The 16,003-nt window shown below is 62.5% G+C and carries 15 protein-coding genes; 6 read left to right on the top strand and 9 right to left on the bottom strand.

Annotated elements, in window-relative coordinates:
- The first annotated feature begins 68 nt into the window (after positions 1-68).
- Positions 69-1,340, top strand: coding sequence for a D-alanyl-D-alanine carboxypeptidase family protein (locus tag BQ4436_RS05980; protein ID WP_070975861.1), 1,272 nt, complete (start codon positions 69-71; stop codon positions 1,338-1,340).
- Here BQ4436_RS05980 and BQ4436_RS05975 read toward each other — a convergent pair.
- From BQ4436_RS05975 to BQ4436_RS05960, 4 genes are all read right to left on the bottom strand, one after another.
- The gene (locus BQ4436_RS05975; RefSeq protein WP_070477651.1) at positions 1,300-2,397 is read right to left on the bottom strand and encodes a YhjD/YihY/BrkB family envelope integrity protein; all 1,098 of its coding nucleotides are present in this window, start codon (positions 2,395-2,397) and stop codon (positions 1,300-1,302) included. The two genes, BQ4436_RS05980 and BQ4436_RS05975, sit on opposite strands and share 41 nt — an antisense overlap.
- A gap of 81 nt (positions 2,398-2,478) precedes the next feature.
- Positions 2,479-3,486, bottom strand: a complete 1,008-nt coding sequence (gene trpS / locus BQ4436_RS05970) for a tryptophan--tRNA ligase (RefSeq protein WP_070363004.1) — start codon at positions 3,484-3,486, stop codon at positions 2,479-2,481.
- Positions 3,487-3,529: 43 nt separating this feature from the next.
- On the bottom strand, positions 3,530-4,318 hold the full coding sequence (locus tag BQ4436_RS05965) for a trimeric intracellular cation channel family protein (protein WP_070363005.1): 789 nt from the start codon (positions 4,316-4,318) through the stop codon (positions 3,530-3,532).
- A gap of 1 nt (position 4,319) precedes the next feature.
- Complete coding sequence (locus BQ4436_RS05960; RefSeq protein WP_070477798.1) at positions 4,320-5,237, bottom strand: exodeoxyribonuclease III; 918 nt, start codon at positions 5,235-5,237, stop codon at positions 4,320-4,322.
- A gap of 103 nt (positions 5,238-5,340) precedes the next feature.
- Here BQ4436_RS05960 and BQ4436_RS05955 point away from each other — a divergent pair, with 103 nt between their 5' ends.
- Positions 5,341-7,554 (top strand): NADP-dependent isocitrate dehydrogenase, encoded by a 2,214-nt coding sequence (locus BQ4436_RS05955; RefSeq protein WP_070363006.1) that lies wholly within the window; start codon positions 5,341-5,343, stop codon positions 7,552-7,554.
- 230 nt (positions 7,555-7,784) lie between these two features.
- Here the strand turns inward: BQ4436_RS05955 and BQ4436_RS11650 are convergent, their stop codons facing one another.
- Positions 7,785-8,645, bottom strand: coding sequence for a hypothetical protein (locus BQ4436_RS11650; RefSeq protein ID WP_143000831.1), 861 nt, complete (start codon positions 8,643-8,645; stop codon positions 7,785-7,787).
- A gap of 345 nt (positions 8,646-8,990) precedes the next feature.
- Between BQ4436_RS11650 and BQ4436_RS05945 the strand changes: the two genes are divergently transcribed.
- Complete coding sequence (locus BQ4436_RS05945) at positions 8,991-10,313, top strand: O-acetylhomoserine/O-acetylserine sulfhydrylase (protein WP_070975860.1); 1,323 nt, start codon at positions 8,991-8,993, stop codon at positions 10,311-10,313.
- A gap of 1 nt (position 10,314) precedes the next feature.
- Positions 10,315-11,409 carry a homoserine O-acetyltransferase MetX gene (locus BQ4436_RS05940; protein ID WP_070975858.1) on the top strand — a complete coding sequence of 365 codons (1,095 nt, stop codon included), beginning with the start codon at positions 10,315-10,317 and terminating at the stop codon, positions 11,407-11,409.
- 7 nt (positions 11,410-11,416) lie between these two features.
- Here BQ4436_RS05940 and BQ4436_RS05935 read toward each other — a convergent pair whose 3' ends face one another.
- A complete protein-coding gene (locus BQ4436_RS05935; RefSeq protein ID WP_246814897.1) occupies positions 11,417-11,752 on the bottom strand; it encodes a DUF3017 domain-containing protein in 336 nt (111 codons plus the stop codon).
- Positions 11,745-12,593: a bifunctional methylenetetrahydrofolate dehydrogenase/methenyltetrahydrofolate cyclohydrolase gene (locus BQ4436_RS05930; protein WP_205634833.1), complete on the bottom strand. Its 849-nt coding sequence runs from the start codon at positions 12,591-12,593 to the stop codon at positions 11,745-11,747. The genes BQ4436_RS05935 and BQ4436_RS05930 overlap by 8 nt, the downstream gene beginning before the upstream one ends.
- A 23-nt stretch (positions 12,594-12,616) precedes the next feature.
- On the opposite strand from BQ4436_RS05930, the gene BQ4436_RS05925 reads away from it, so the two are divergent.
- A complete protein-coding gene (locus BQ4436_RS05925; protein WP_070975856.1) occupies positions 12,617-13,087 on the top strand; it encodes a tRNA (cytidine(34)-2'-O)-methyltransferase in 471 nt (156 codons plus the stop codon).
- Positions 13,088-13,156: 69 nt separating this feature from the next.
- Positions 13,157-14,125 (top strand): S1 family peptidase, encoded by a 969-nt coding sequence (locus BQ4436_RS05920; RefSeq protein WP_070975855.1) that lies wholly within the window; start codon positions 13,157-13,159, stop codon positions 14,123-14,125.
- Here BQ4436_RS05920 and BQ4436_RS05915 read toward each other — a convergent pair.
- Both BQ4436_RS05915 and BQ4436_RS05910 read right to left on the bottom strand, forming a co-directional pair.
- Positions 14,122-15,495, bottom strand: coding sequence for a PH domain-containing protein (locus BQ4436_RS05915; protein ID WP_070975853.1), 1,374 nt, complete (start codon positions 15,493-15,495; stop codon positions 14,122-14,124). The genes BQ4436_RS05920 and BQ4436_RS05915 overlap by 4 nt on opposite strands.
- Positions 15,492-15,998 (bottom strand): PH domain-containing protein, encoded by a 507-nt coding sequence (locus BQ4436_RS05910; protein WP_255365775.1) that lies wholly within the window; start codon positions 15,996-15,998, stop codon positions 15,492-15,494. The genes BQ4436_RS05915 and BQ4436_RS05910 overlap by 4 nt, the downstream gene beginning before the upstream one ends.
- Between the last annotated feature and the right edge of the window lie 5 nt (positions 15,999-16,003).

Genomic DNA, 16,003 nt, shown 5'->3' with positions numbered 1-16,003 from the left:
CTACACACCCGCGCAACAAAGCGCAGCCTCACCAATATCGTGGGTGACCTGGCGTACGATAGCCTGCGATGAACACTGCAATACGCATCGCAAGCGCCGTGTGCGCGCCCCTGTGCCTGACTCTCGCCCCTGCCCCGCTTGCGCAGGCGGAGGATACGACGGTCACGACCACGGTCACACCCCGCCCCGGGTTTTACGACGACTACGGCAACTGGGTCCCTCCTGTCCGCCTCCACGCGCCGGACACGAACAATTGCGAGCGCTCCCTGTGGCCACCCGAGCCAGTATCGACGTCCGAGGCCCGCGAAACCGAGACGCTCCAACCACTCCCCGTAACCTACGAGGGCTCCTGCGGCATCGAGGCGCCCGAGGGATTCCATGTCGATGAGGGGGTGCTCGCGTCCGCGTGGCTGGTCGCCAACCTCGATACCGGCGACGTGATTGCGATGAAGGATCCGCACGGCAGGTACAGACCGGCGTCGATTATTAAGGTGCTGCTCGCACTCGTGGCGATTGACGAGCTGCCCCGCGAGCAGCGCGTTGTGGTCAGCGAGGAGTCCGCTGGCCAGGAGGGCTCCGCCGTCGGCATCGGGGCCGGCGGCGAGTACACCGTCAACGACCTGCTACACGGCCTACTGATGGCCTCGGGCAACGACGCCGCCCATGCGCTCGCGCAGGCGCTCGGCGGTGACGACGCCACCCTGACGAAGATCAACGCGAAGGCCCGTGAGCTCGGCATGCTCGACACCCGCGCAACCTCCTACTCCGGCCTGGATCGGGCTGGGATGTCCACTTCGGCATGGGATATGGCGCTCGCCTACCGGGCCGCGTTTTCCAACCCGACGTTCGCCGAAATCGCAGACACCGCCTCCTACCCCTTCCCCGGCTACGGCGACATCCCGGGCTACGAGCTGTGGAATGACAACAAGCTCTACCTCAACGACCCAGACGGCATCGGCGGCAAGACCGGCTACACGGATGACGCGAACCACACGTTTGTAGGCGCAGTCGACCACGACGGCGTGCGTCTGGTGGCGGTAGTGCTGGACACCACGGTGGATAAAATGCGCGCGTGGCAGCAGGCGCAGGCGCTTCTCCACGAGTCCTACGCCTACGCCTCCGAGGGCCACACCCACGTGGCGTCGCTGAACCCTGTCGAGGGAACGCCGACGACAACATCGCAGCCGACCGATACCGCTGATGAGCAGCCTGGAACAGCAAAAAGCCAGGGTGGCATTCCCTGGCTTTCCATCGCGCTCGTCGGCGGCGTGCTGGTGGTTACCGCACTCGCCGTCGCGCTTAGTTTCGCGTCAGCAAAGAAACGATCCCGACGCCAATAGCACCAATCGCGGCCCCAATGCCTAGCGCCTTGCCCGATGCCGAGGCGCTGCTAGCAGGGTCCTGGTACGCGCCCGCGCGCACATTAATGATCGCGGACTCCGGGACCTCAACCGGCTCGAGCTCCAACGACTCCTCTGTAGTTGCGGTCCAGGCAGAAACATAGAGCACAACGCGCCAGATGAGATAGAGCACCACCATCAGCACAATCACTGGGCCGAAGATCGCGCCGGCTGGGTTGCCCGTCGCCGAGCTGACGATCACGGTTGCGAACTGCTTCACCAGCTCGAACGCGACCGCGCCGAGCAGCGCGCCCTTCAGGCCGGACTTCATCGGCACCTTCGTGCGCGGCATGTACGTGACCATCCACCACATAACCAGGAAGTTCGCCAGCACACCGACCAACAGGCCGACGGCCCACACCACGAGGCGGGCCCCCGGGAAGTCACCGAGACCGAAGTGCTCCATCGCCTGCGAGGTCCAGGAGGATGCACCTACAGCGGTCACACCGAACGCCACGATGAAGAGCAGAATCAAACCGATCAAGCCCAACAGGTCCGTCAGCTTCTTCACGACGAAGTTTCCACCATCATTCGCGTCAAGGTTCCACATCGCCGAAACGCCGACTCGCAGGTTGTTCATCCATCCCAAGCCGGACCAGAGGGTTGTGAGCAAACCGACACCTGCGACGGCTCCACGCTGGTCGATCGCTGCCTGTAGCAACTCGTTGACGGTCTCGCCGAGTCCCCCTTCGAGGTTCTCAGTGATTTGGTCCTGCACCTGCTGCATGATGTCCGGGCGCCCGTTCAAAAACATACCGAGGGCAGCGAACAGCAACATCGCCAGCGGGAAGAGTGACAGTACCGAGAAGTACGTAATACCTGCTGAAAGCTGGTTTCCGCCCTGCGCGGAGAAACGCTCGTTCATCCGCATCAGGTGCCCGACCGCCGGAGCCTTCTTCGCAATCTCGTCCGCAGCGCCCTCTGTTTGCTGCTTCGTGGCGCGCTCAATGCCCTGCCGATCGGTGTACTCCGTCTGTGGCGACGTCGAAGTGGCCATCACAGTCCCTTCCCTACTTCTGGTTTGTTACGTTAAGCACACCATCGTAGAGGAAAGGTCCACCATCTAGCCACCGAATTGCTAGGCTCCCGCGAGAAAACCAACCTTCTCATACACGTCTTTTACCAACGGCGCCGCGATCTCGCGTGCGCGCTGCGCTCCGTCCGCAAGGATGCGTTCCAGCTGTCCACGGTCGTTCATGAGTTCGTCGTAGCGGGCGCGAAGTGGCGTCGTAAAGGCCTCAAGTGCATCGGCCGTGTCAACCTTCAGTGCGCCGTAGCCCTTGCCCTCGTAGCTGGCCACCAGCGAGTCGATCGGGGTGCCGGTCAGCGCAGACTGGATCACTAAGAGGTTGGAAACACCTGGCTTGTTTTCCTTGTCATAGGCGACGACGCCATCATCATCCGTCACCGCGGAACGGATCCGCTTCGCGGACACCTTCGGATCATCCAGCAGGTTAATCAGACCCTTGGGGTTCTGCCCAGACTTGCTCATCTTCGACGTCGGGTCCTGCAAGTCGTAAATCTTTGCCGAGCCTTCCGGAATCAGCCCCTCCGGCACAACGAACGTGGAGCCGTAGCGGGAGTTGAAACGCTCGGCGAGCGTGCGGGTCAGCTCAAGGTGCTGACGCTGATCTTCACCAACGGGCACAACCTGTGGCGAGTACAGCAAAATATCGGCGGCCATCAACACCGGGTAGGTGAACAGACCGACCGAGGTGCGATCCTGGCCCTGCTTCTGGCTCTTGTCCTTAAACTGCGTCATGCGGCTTGCCTCGCCGAAGCCGGTGAGGCACTGCAGCACCCAGGTCAGCTCCGTGTGCTCAGGCACATGCGACTGCACGAACAGAGTGGACTTCTCTGGGTCGATGCCGAGCGCGATCAGCTGCGCGCAGCCCGCGATGGTGCGCTCGCGCAGCTCCTTCGGATCCTGGTCGACCGTGATGGCGTGCAGGTCCGGGATGAAATAAAACGCGTCGTACCCGTCTTGCAGGTCAATCCACTGCTTCAATGCCCCAAGGTAGTTGCCGAGGTGGTAGGAATCTGCCGTGGGTTGAATGCCGGAAAGTACGCGCTGTTTTTTAGTCATGCCTACCTACTGTAGACCGGAACGTGCGCGTGCGGTACCTGCCCTATTCTTTTTCCTCTTTGTCGGTCTTATTGTTTGGCCGCGGGTCGGTTCGGCGCATGCGCTTGATGCCGCGGTAGACCTGGCGCGCCCCCGGCACCATCCGCGCTCGCCGGTAGAAGTAAGAGGTCAGCGCGTACTTCGGGTCGATCTCGGCGACGCGCTCGTCGTCGTACACATAGACCGGCAGTGACCAGCCACGCTTCAGGGAAACCAGGCGGATACCCAGCACGAGCAGCACGGTAACAATGACGTTGACCCACTCCGGGACCCTCGCCATCATCATGAGCCACCACGCCACGGTGCCAATCACCGCCGCCGACGCATACAGCTCTTTCCGGAACACCAGCGGCACACGATCGGAGAGGACGTCGCGAATGATACCGCCGGACACACCGGTGGTGATGGCGGCCACGCAGGCAATGATGAACCCGTGGCCGTTCTCAATCGCGATTCGAATACCAACAACAACGAACGCGGCGAGCCCGATGGCGTCGGCAACTAAGAAGCCGCGACGCAGCTGGTGCATCAGCCAACTAATGCGGACAGTCAGTACGGAAGCAACTACGACGAGCAGCAGATACTCGGGTTTTTCCACCCACACCATCGGGTAAATCCCCAGCAGCAGGTTGCGCACCGTGCCGCCGCCGAGCGCGGTCAACGCGCCGAGGGTGATGACCCCGAAGAGGTCCATGCGCATGCGGCCCGCGGACACGGCGGCGGTCATGGCCTCTGCGACGATGCCGATGATGAAGAGCGCGGTGATGAGCTGATCGGTGCTGACTGCGTCCATATTAAATGTCGTATTCCACGATGAGTGGGGAGTGATCCGACCAGCGCTGCTCAACCGTAGGCGCCTTTTCCACCCAGCTACGCTGCGCGCGCTCGAGCATGGACTTCGTTGCGGCCTGGTAGTCGATGCGCCAGCCGGCGTCGTTGTTAAACGCCTGGCCACGGTAGGTCCACCATGTGTACGGCGCGTCCTCGGGCTGCAGGCGGCGCGCGACGTCGAACCACTGCGGGCTCTCATTCGCTTGTCGACGCCCCTCCGACTCATACTCCACCGCCCCAGCCCACCGGCTTGCTTCCTTGTCTTCGAGGTCCTGCGCGGCGTCATCCGGGAACGCACCGAAGACGGAGTCCATGAACGCGCGCTCGTCGGGCAGGAAGCCGGACTTCTTCCGGTTCGTCTTCCAGTTCTTCAAGTCTTCGCGGCGGTGGCAGATGTTCCAGTCGCCTGCGATCACCATGTCGGGGTACTTCGCGGGCAGTTCCTCGAGCACCGGGCCGAACTGGTCGAAGAAGCGGTACTTCTCGTCCTGCTTGGCCGTCTCCGCCGCACCCGACGGCAGGTAGAGCGATGCCACCCGCACACCATTTTCGAGCGTCGCCGCAATGAAGCGCCCCGCGTCCTCGAATCCTGGGATACCAACACTTACCTCAGATAGGGGGGTTCGTGAGAGAATTCCCACACCCGCGCGGCCTTTCGCGCCCGGAGTTTCTGCCGGGGCGACGGCGAGATACCACCCTTGCTCAAGCGCAGGCGCCAGCGCGAGCTCGGTTTGTTGCTGCGTTGCCCGCACCTCTTGCATCAGCACGACGTCGACAGACGAGGCGTCGAGCCATGCGTGCATCCCGTGATTAAGCTCGTTGCGGACCTTCGTGGCCGCGCGGATTCCGTTGACGTTGACCGAAGCAATGCTTAAAACCATGCCCATGACCCTACCTTTCCCCGCTAATACAAGACACGCGGTATGTAAAAGCTGTACGCTGTGGGTTTAGGCAACACATTTGACGCGATACTTAAGGAGAACCATGGCTCAAATCATTTGGACACGCACCGATGAAGCGCCACTGCTGGCAACCTATTCCCTCAAGCCAATCGTTGAGGCATTCGCCGCTCAGGCGGGACTCGATGTCACCACCGCTGACATCTCGCTTGCAGGCCGCATCATTGCGCAGTTCCCGGAGCGTCTCACCGACGAGCAGAAGATGGACGACGCACTTGCGCAGCTCGGCCAGCTTGCTACTACCCCCGAAGCGAACATCATCAAGCTTCCGAACATCTCGGCTTCCCTGGTCCAGCTGAAGAAGGCCATCGCAGAGCTGCAGGCCGCTGGCTTCGACCTGCCGGAGTACCCGGACAATCCTTCCACCGACGAAGAGCGCGAAGTACAGAAGCGTTACGACGCCGTGAAGGGCTCCGCCGTGAACCCCGTCCTGCGCGAGGGCAACTCCGATCGCCGTGCGCCGGAGGCCGTCAAGAACTTCACAAAGAAGCACCCACACTCGATGGGCGCGTGGTCGAAGGACTCCAAGACCAACGTTGCGACCATGGATGCTGGAGACTTCCGCCACAACGAGAAGTCCGTCATCATGCCGGCGGCCGATTCCCTGACCATCAAGCTGGTCGCCAATGATGGCACCGAGACCGTCCTCAAGGACTCCCTGGCTGTCGAAGCTGGCGAAGTCGTGGACGGCACCTTCATGTCCGCCAAGGCGCTCGACGCGTTCCTTCTCGACGCGGTCAAGCGCGCCAAGGAAGAGGGCGTGCTCTTCTCCGCTCACCTGAAGGCAACGATGATGAAGGTCTCCGACCCAATCATCTTCGGCCACGTCGTCCGCGCGTACTTCAAGGACGTCTACGACAAGTACGGCGAGACCCTTTTCGCTGCTGGCCTGAACGGCGAGAACGGCCTGGGCGCGATCCTCGATGGCCTTGCTGGCGTCGATAATGGTGAGGAGATCCGCGCGGCCTTCGAGCAGGCACTGAAGGACGGCCCGGCGTTGGCGATGGTCAACTCCCACAAGGGCATCACCAACCTGCACGTACCATCCGACGTGATTATCGACGCCTCGATGCCTGCGATGATCCGCACTTCGGGCCACATGTGGAACGCTGCCGACCAGGAGCAGGACACCCTGGCGACCATCCCGGATTCCTCCTACGCGGGCGTCTACCAGGCGGTTATCGACGACTGCCGCGCCAACGGCGCCTACGACCCAACCACCATGGGCACCGTGCCAAACGTCGGCCTGATGGCGAAGAAGGCTGAGGAGTACGGCTCCCACGACAAGACCTTCAAGATCCCTGCCGACGGCAAGGTCCAGGTTGTAAACAAGGCCGGCGACGTACTCATTGAGCACGACGTCGAGGCCGGCGACATCTGGCGCGCATGCCAGACCAAGGACGCCCCGATCCAGGACTGGGTCAAACTCGCGGTCAACCGCGCACGCCTGTCCGGCATGAAGGCCATCTTCTGGCTCGACGAGGAGCGCGCACACGACCGCAACCTCATCTCCCTTGTTGAGAAATATCTGCAGGACCACGACACGGACGGCCTGGACATCTCCATCTTGAACCCAGTTGAGGCAACGAAGGTCTCCGTCGAGCGCATCCGCCGCGGCGAGGACACCATCTCCGTGACCGGTAACGTCCTGCGCGACTACAACACCGACCTGTTCCCGATTCTGGAGCTGGGCACCTCCGCGAAGATGCTCTCCGTCGTTCCACTGATGGCTGGCGGCGGCCTCTTCGAAACCGGTGCTGGCGGCTCCGCACCGAAGCACGTGCAGCAGGTCCAGGAGGAGAACCACCTGCGCTGGGACTCCCTCGGCGAGTACCTCGCACTTGCAGAGTCCTTCCGCCACGAGAAGAACACCAAGGGCAACGAGAAGGCAGGCGTCCTCGGTGACGCGCTGGACCGCGCAACGGAGAAGCTGCTCAACGAAGGCAAGTCGCCATCGCGCAAGGTCGGCGAGATCGACGACCGCGGCTCCCACTTCTGGCTGGCACGCTACTGGGCCGAAGAGCTCGCCGCGCAGTCTGAGGACGCGGACCTGGCGGCCACGTTCGCCCCGGTTGCTGCAGCGCTGGCAGAGAACGCCGAGACCATCGACGCAGAGCTGCTCGCGGTGCAGGGCTCCCCTGCCGACTTGGGTGGCTACTACTGGCCTGAGGAGGCCAAGGTCACTGCCGTCATGCGTCCGTCGGCAACGTTTAACAAGGTGATTGACGGTTTGAAGTAAACCCTCGGTTTGATCGGCCCCGGTTGCTGCGTTTTCGCGGCGGCCGGGGTTTCGTTTACGGTTCTTGACCTGGCGCCCAGGATGGTACCTCTACGTGGTAACCAGAGGATGGTAATCAGCCGAGTAACTGGGCCGACGGCGATCACCTCTACTCGGCTGATTACCGTCCTCTGGTTACCATCCTCGGCAAAGAGCGGGCTGCGGGTGTGGTGGCGTCGAGAAGCGACTGCTCACGCGAGCGCAGCCCGGCGGCCAGCGATGGTGTCGCGGACCTCGCGGACGAACTGATCGGGGTACCGACGCAAGAACGACGGCGAGTAGCGGAGGAAGACATACCCCCTGTTGGCGATCATCTTCTGCCGCTCGAACTCTTCCTGCCGCGCGCGTTCGGCGTTGGGTCCCTGGTATTTCACGTTGCCGTCGATCTCGATGAGCAGCCAGCCGTCGACGCAGAGGTCCGCGTAGCGTCCAGCCACTTCGTACTGCGTAAGCAAAGGGCCGATCCCCGCCCGGATCAGCAGGGCACGTGCGAAAGATTCGTAGGGCGAACCGGAATCCGCGACACAGTGCCGGATGCACTCCCGGACCACGGCAACGCCCTTTAGCCTGCCAAGTTGGGATGCCTCCCGTTCAAGAAGTTCAAACGTAAACCCACTACACCGAAGGTAGTCGGCAGCGACGAGCCCTTCGACGAAGCCGTAATGGCGGGCGATGTCAGCAAACGTTCGGAAACCGTTAGTAACCCGGTGGCCGTCGCGCAACGAGATTTCGTTGCTACGCAGCACCATGCGCCGAAACATTATCCCCTCCCGGTTTCGGCGAGATGGCGGGCTCCCCCTCGAAAGCAGACACAGTTCGACGGGTTCTTCCGTCGTACTAATCACCCAAATGCCGTGCATGCGCGCGGCCGATCTTCCGACCAACACCGCTTCCCTGCTCATCATCGCAGCAGCTTCGACGCGCAGCCACTGACGTTCGTGGAACCTCAGCTCTTTCCAGCCCTTCTCTGCATACACAATGCTCGTGTCGAGCACCCGATACGGCCCTCGGAGTTTGTCGAGTTCCTTGTGGGAAAGAACCCGCTTGTCCACAATCCCCCGCCGTAGCTCTTCCTTCCGTTCCTCCCACCGTTGCTGTTGTGCCTTATGTGCTCTGTCAATCCCCATGTCTTTTCTGACGGCGAAAACCCGGCACCGGTTCCCTCCCGTCGCCGAAGGCCTACCCCGCGTTGCGCGACGCGAAGGTTCACGAACGTACATCACCGTCACTATTGTCAACATGGTTGAACCAGCAAGTTGGCATGACTACCGCCCGGGGTGAGCGTGACGCTGGACGCTCTTCACTATTCTATTTATATTCACATATATCGCCTGGTTAAACAGTATTGCTAGACAGCTTGGTTCACACAGAACCTACCAAGCGTTACATTGTTCCCCATGACACAATACGACAACAGCAATACGAAAGACTGGTCCTTCACCACACGCTCTATCCACGCCGGGCAGGCCGTCGATAGCGACTACGGGGCCCGTAACCAGCCTATTTACATGACCACCTCCTACGTGTTCGACAACGCTCAGCACGCAGCAGACCGCTTCAACCTCTCCAACCCAGGCCCGATCTACACTCGCCTGACCAACCCGACCCAGCAAGCGCTCGAAGACCGCATCGCGGACCTCGAGGGTGGCGTCGCAGCTACCGCATTCGCCTCTGGCATGGCTGCAGAGACCGCCGCCATCACGAACCTGGCGTCAGCAGGTGACCACATCGTCACCTCGCCTCGCATCTACGGCGGCACCGAGACCCTGTTCCAGGTGACGCTGCCACGCCTCGGCATCGACGTCACGTTCGTGGACAACCCTGACGATCCAGAGAGCTGGCAGGCGGCTGTCCAGCCGAACACGAAGGCGTTCTACGGCGAGACCTTCGGCAACCCGATCGCCGACGTCCTCGACATCCCGACCGTCGCGGAGGTCGCGCACCGCAACCAGGTGCCACTGATTATTGACAACACCATGGCCACCGCCGCCTTGGTCCGCCCACTGGAGCTCGGTGCAGACATTGTCGTCGCTTCGACTACGAAGTTCTACACCGGCAATGGCACTGCCATCGGAGGCGTCCTCGTCGACGGCGGCAAGTTCGACTGGACCGTCGAGCGCGACGGCAAGCCAGTCTTCCCGTACTTCGTCACCCCAGACCCGGCCTACCACGGTCTGAAGTACGCGGACCTCGGTGCACCGGCCTTCGCGCTGAAGGCTCGCGCTGGCATCCTGCGCGACACCGGCGCAGCACTCTCCCCGTTCAACGCGTGGGTTGCGCTGCAGGGGCTGGACACGCTCAGCCTGCGCGTGGAGCGTCACAACGAGAACGCACTGAAGGTAGCGAAGTTCCTCAGCGAGCACGACAAGGTAGCCAAGGTGAACTTCGCCGGCCTCGAGTCCTCTCCGTACTACGCGGTCAAGGAAAAGCTCGGACTGCGCTACACCGGCTCGGTGCTCTCCTTCGAGATCGCAGGCGACAAGGACGACCACACCAACGCCTGGAAGTTTATCGACGCCCTCAAGCTGCACTCGAACCTGGCGAACATCGGCGACGTCCGCTCCCTGGTGGTCCACCCGGCCACGACGACGCACTCCCAGTCGGACGCGGAGGGCCTGGCACGCGCCGGCATCTCCCAAGCAACCATCCGCCTGAGCGTCGGTATCGAAGACGCCGACGACATCATTGCGGACCTCGAGCGCGGATTCGCAGCGATCTAACATGCCCAACCTGGCGCCTGAAGGCGAGCTGCAGATAGTCCCGATTGGTGACTTCACCACAGAAGCCGGAGCCACTATCCAGGACGCCCACATCGCGTACCAGCGGTGGGGGCAGTTCCGGGGTGACCCGAAGGGCGACAACAACATCCTTGTTGTTGAGCACGCCTTAACCGGCGATTCCAACGCCGCCGAGTGGTGGGGCGGGGCGATCGGCCCCGGCAAAGCACTCGACACCGACACTTGGTGCGTGATCTGCACCAACGTGATCGGGTCCTGCTACGGCTCGACTGGCCCTGCGAGCACGCATCCCGACGGCGCCGCGTGGGGGTCCCGCTTCCCCGCACTTTCAGTCCGCGACCAGGTCCGCGCCGAACACACCCTGTTCACCCAGCTCGGTATCCACCGTGTGCATGCCATCATGGGAGGCTCCATGGGCGGGGCGCGCACCCTGGAGTGGACGCTGCTGTACCCCGAATCTGTCGGCTACGCCTGCGTCATGGCGGTCTCCGCGCGCGCAAGCGCCTGGCAGATCGGCATCCAGGAGGCTCAGATTTACGCCATCGTGCGCGACCCCAACTGGCACGGCGGCGACTACTACTCCACCGGCACCTCCCCCGATGAGGGACTGGCTGCCGCCCGGCGCATCGCACACCTCACCTACCGCGGTGAGCTCGAAATCGACGAGCGCTTCGGCACCAGCGCCCAAGAAGGCGAAAACCCACTCGGCCCCTACCGCGAGCACGACCAGCGCTTCGCTGTGCAAAGCTACCTGGACTACCAGGGGCAAAAGCTCGTCAAACGTTTCGACGCTGGCGCCTACGTCACACTCACTGAAGCCATGAACCGCCACGACATCGGCCGCGGTCGCGGAGGCCTGAACAAGGCGCTGCACTCGTCGACGGTGCCGACGATGATTGTGGGCGTCGATACGGATATTTTGTACCCCTACCACCAGCAGGAACACATGTCCCGCAACCTGGGGAACCTGCTGGGGATGCACAAGCTGTCATCCCCGGTTGGCCACGACGCGTTTCTCGTCGAGGCCCGCCAGATGGACAACATCTTGCGCAACTTCATCGCGCTGACCAGCGCGTAAGATCCCTTTAGGAGCCCAGCGCGTCCACCGACCAGGCTAGCCACACCATCGCGGCGCCCAGGCCGGTGGCAAACGCGATATCGAAACGCTTGGAGCGCACTGCCAGCAGACCAATGACTTGCGAGTCGCACGTCAGGCGCAGCAGAGCGCACCACAGCATGGTCGCCCCGAGTGTGAACGTGGCACGCCGCCAATGATCCGTCAGCGACCACACCCCTGCGGCGACAAACCCCAGGATGAACACGCCGACCATCGCCACCTGCACGTTCCGAGGCAGAGGCGAGGGCGGGTTCCCAATGTCATGAGGGTTGTCCAGCGACAACCCTTCTGCCGAGTTAGGCAAGCTGCTCAGCCCGCTCCACAATATTGCGGACCAGGAACGTGCGAGTCATCGGGCCAACGCCACCAGGGTTCGGCGAGACCCAACCGGCCTTCTCCCACACATCCGGGTGCAGATCGCCGACCGTTTTGCCGTCGACACGCGAGACGCCCACGTCCAGCAACGCGGCGCCTTCCTTAATCATGTCCGCCGTAATCATGTGCGGCTTACCGGCCGCCGCGATGACCACGTCCGCCCGGCGCGTCTCCGCAGCCAGGTCCTTGGTGCCGGTGTGGCACAGCACCGTCGTGGCGTTGACGTTGCGCGAGGTCAACATCAGCGAGATTGGGCGGCCCACGGTCACTCCGCGGCCGATGACGCACACAATCGCGCCGTTAAGATCCACGCCGAAGCGCTCCAGCAGCTTGATGGAACCGTTCGGGGTGCACGGCAGTGGCGCAGGCTCGTTGAGTACCAGCTTGCCCAGGTTGACCGGGTGCAGGCCGTCGGCGTCCTTGTCCGGGTCGATCAGTTCCAGGATGCGGTTCTCATCCAGGTGCTTCGGCAGCGGCAGCTGCACGATGTAGCCGGTGACGGCGTCGTCGTTGTTGAGCTCCTCGATGACTTCCTCGAGTGCTTCCTGCGTGATGTCCCCCGGCAGCTCCTTCATGATGGAGGCAATGCCCAGCTCCTCACAGTCGCGGTGCTTCATGCGCACGTAGTTCTGGCTCGCCGGATCATCGCCAACCAGCACGGTGGCCAGCCCCGGCGTGATCCCACGCTCGCGCAGGGCGGCAACTCGTGTTTTGAGATCCGCAAAGATCTCCTCGCGGTACAGTTTTCCGTCTAATTTAATCGCAGTCACGGTGACCATCCTAGACTGTAACCATGTGCGCTTTTCACGTTATCTTTGACAATCCCGTCATCCCAGGCAACACCGGCAACGCAATCCGGCTGTGCGCAAACACCGGCGCCGTACTGCACCTGGTGGAGCCACTCGGGTTCAACTTCGAAGACAAGCACCTGAAGCGCGCAGGCCTTGACTACCACGACCTAGCGGATGTGCAGATTCACCCGACTATCGACGCCTGCTTCGCCTCCATCCCGGGCGCCCGCATCTTCGCGTTCACCACGCAGGCAACCGACTACTACCAGGACGTCGAGTACCGCGACGGCGACGCCCTCCTCTTCGGCACCGAGCCGACCGGTCTCCCCGAAGCACACCGCAGCCACCCGCGCGTGACCAAGCAGCTACGCATCCCGATGCTGCCGAGCCGCAGGTCAATGAACCTTTCCAACTCCGCGTCCGTCGCCGTCTTCGAGGCCTGGCGGCAGTTGGGATTCGTCGGCGGAGTCTAAGCGGAAGGGTTGCTACAGCTGTTAAGATCTGTGCCTGTTACCCTGCCCCTTAATTGAAACGAGTCCGCCATGCTCTCTACGACTGCATCCCGTGCCCGTTTGACCGCTGTACTCGCCGTCTCTGCCCTGTTGGTCGGTTGTTCGGGGTCCTCCGATGAAGAGCTCGACGCGTGGCGCGCCGAGCAAGACGCCGCAGTCTCGGACATAGCCTCAATGCTTAACGAGAACTCTCCGACACCAGCTGTTACCACCTCTGCCCAGCAGACGCAGTACCGTTCAGAGCCGGACTACCGCGAACGCCCAAGCGCCCCCAGCCAACGCGTCGAGCCACCGATTCAACGCAACGTCATCGATCCGAGAAACGACTCATCTGGGCAGCGGGGCCGCGACGACAACCGTGGCGTGTACTACCACAACTCCGTCGACTGGAAGTGGCTGGAGCAGCCTGGCGGGATCGTACCTGGCGGCAGGATCATCAACGAGACACAAAGCTCGGGCTGTTCGACGGGCTTCCTTGCATCCAAAGGCGAGCGGATCTTCATCATCACTGCGGGCCACTGTGGCGATCGCGGCGATCAGTTCTACGTGCAGGACGCCCAAGGCAACTGGTCGTATGTCGGAGAGATGGTGGAGTCCTATCTGGAGAAGGACGCATACGGCGGTATCGTCGGCGCCGATATCGGGCTGATCGAAATCACCGGCGATGCGCGGTACTCCTCAACACTCCCGTTGGATCTTCCGCTCCGCGGCTGGATCACCCCGCAAGAAGCACAGGCACGCGGCATGGCCATCTGCCGTCTCGGCGCCACCACCGGTTACTCATGTGGAGAGTTCGAAAGCATCGGAAACAACGGCCTCTTCTACTTCCGCAGCATCACCGATCGCGGAGACTCAGGCGGTGCGGTCTTCGCCGCCGACAACTCTGGAGTGTGGGCCGTAGGCGTCAACTCCAACGTGTCCGATGCGAATAAGACTCGCGTAGGCGCCATGGAGATCGGCAGCGCCATCCAATACTGGGGCCTGACCATCCACAATTAAGGCTCTTCGGCGAGCGCTACCGCATCGTCCATGCCAGGCAGCGTACGGGTGCGCAGGGTGTCGACGAGCCAGCGCCCCTCCCCCGCGCGCACATCCCGCGCCACCATTTTGACAGCGCCCGGGACCAGGTCGAAGCGCACATGCGCCAGGCCAAGCCCGCGCTGCAAAGGTCCTTGCGTGAAGGAAAGCTCCTGGATGTGTGTGTTTTCCACCATCTGGTACCGCTGGGACAGGCGACCGAACGTGACCACGGTGACCTCCGGGTACAGCGTGACCGTCTGCCGTCGCCAGTCGATCGGTGAGACCCATCGCGCCGTGCGCGGGGAGCGCAGCTGCGCACACGACATGTCACGCATGGCCTCGCCGGACAGTGGCGCGATCGCGTCGATGACCTGCATGGCCTGCTCCAAGGTCCCGACCGGCAGCAGCTTGGACGTGCCAGTTGCCTTGTTGCGCTCGGACCCGTACCCGGCCACAGTCACCGAGACGGTCCACCACCCAAACATGCGCCACAGCAGTGGCTGGCGAAGCTGTACCGCGTGGATGCGGTGCAGCGGGACCGCTTGGTGCCTGCGGTTCGCAAGCCCGTACGTCATGTTGATGACGGCCCCGTTGCTGCCGGAGGTGGCGTCGTCAAGCACTGAATTGAAGCGCCACGAGTGGTCGATGGTGCGCCAGATCTGTGGCACGAACCCGACGAGGATCGGTACTGCCGCGGTGATCGAGAGATCGGTGAAGAGCGGGACGGCGCTCGAGACGACAGTAATGATGGTTGAGAGTTGGAACGCTGCAGCAAGCAGCGAACGACCAATCGGGATTGGTGGCACCAGCGTATTAGCCGGTTCGACGTCTTGCTCGGTGGGCGTCAACGCCGACGCAGCTGCGCCGGGGCGGGCAGCGATGGCCTGCAGGATCTCGGCGCGTAGTTCGTCCGCTTCCGCGCGGGGCAGGTAGGCGATCTCGATGGCCGAATTATTGCCGCCGGCCGCCTCGACGCGCACCGCCGCAAGCCCGAACAGACGTGGCGCGAACGGTTCGATGACGTCGACTGCCTGGATCCGGTCGTAGCGAGCGGTGCGCACCTTAGTGGTGAGCACCCCTCGCGTCAGCTCGATGTCTTCTTCGCCAACGCGGAATCCGATCTTGGCCCACCACAGCTGCGAAATAATGAATACTACGAGCAGGCCAACGACGAACACGCCGACGGCCACGCCCACATCCATGATGCCGATGCCTTCGTCCTGCAGCCAGTTGACTAGGGGCATCGTGAAGTTGAAGACAGCGATCGTGAGCAGCGCAAGCAGCGTCGCCCACACGCGCAGCAACGGGGTCAGTCGGTGAACCCGCCGGTACTCAGAGGCCGCCGTCATAGGCCACTCATCTGTTCGCGTGCTTTGACCACAAGCCGGTCACGCAGCGCGTCGGCGTCGTGGGCGGGAAGCCCAGGCAGTGTGGTCACCGAACTGACCGATGCCGTGTTCACCACCAACTTCTTGAGCCCAAGCATCCGCATCACCGGTCCCGTGTTGACGTCCACGAACTGGATGCGCCCGTAAGGGATAACGGTGAGCGTGTGCCACATCTTCCCCTGGCTCAGGATCAGCTCGTTGTTCGTTTCCAGCCACGCCAGGTTGCGTACCTGAAACGGGATAAGGAAGTACTTCCAGATGAAGAACACTCCGCAGACGGCCGCTCCCCACATCCACCAGCCGCCGTACTTCCATTGCGCCCACAGCAAGCCGCCGATGACAATCAGCGCCCACACCGTATTGGTCACCAGCATGGGCACCATGTACTTCGGTGATACGCGGTGCATCTGCTCAACCGAGGCCGGTAGCGGTGGTCTCGCGAGTGCGTCAGTCTGCTGTTCCATGGGCC

This window comes from Corynebacterium sp. MC3, assembly GCF_900099485.1.
Taxonomy (GTDB): domain Bacteria; phylum Actinomycetota; class Actinomycetes; order Mycobacteriales; family Mycobacteriaceae; genus Corynebacterium; species Corynebacterium pseudogenitalium.
Note: the sequence above shows the minus strand (reverse complement) of the source record. Positions and strands in the feature narration are given on the sequence as shown.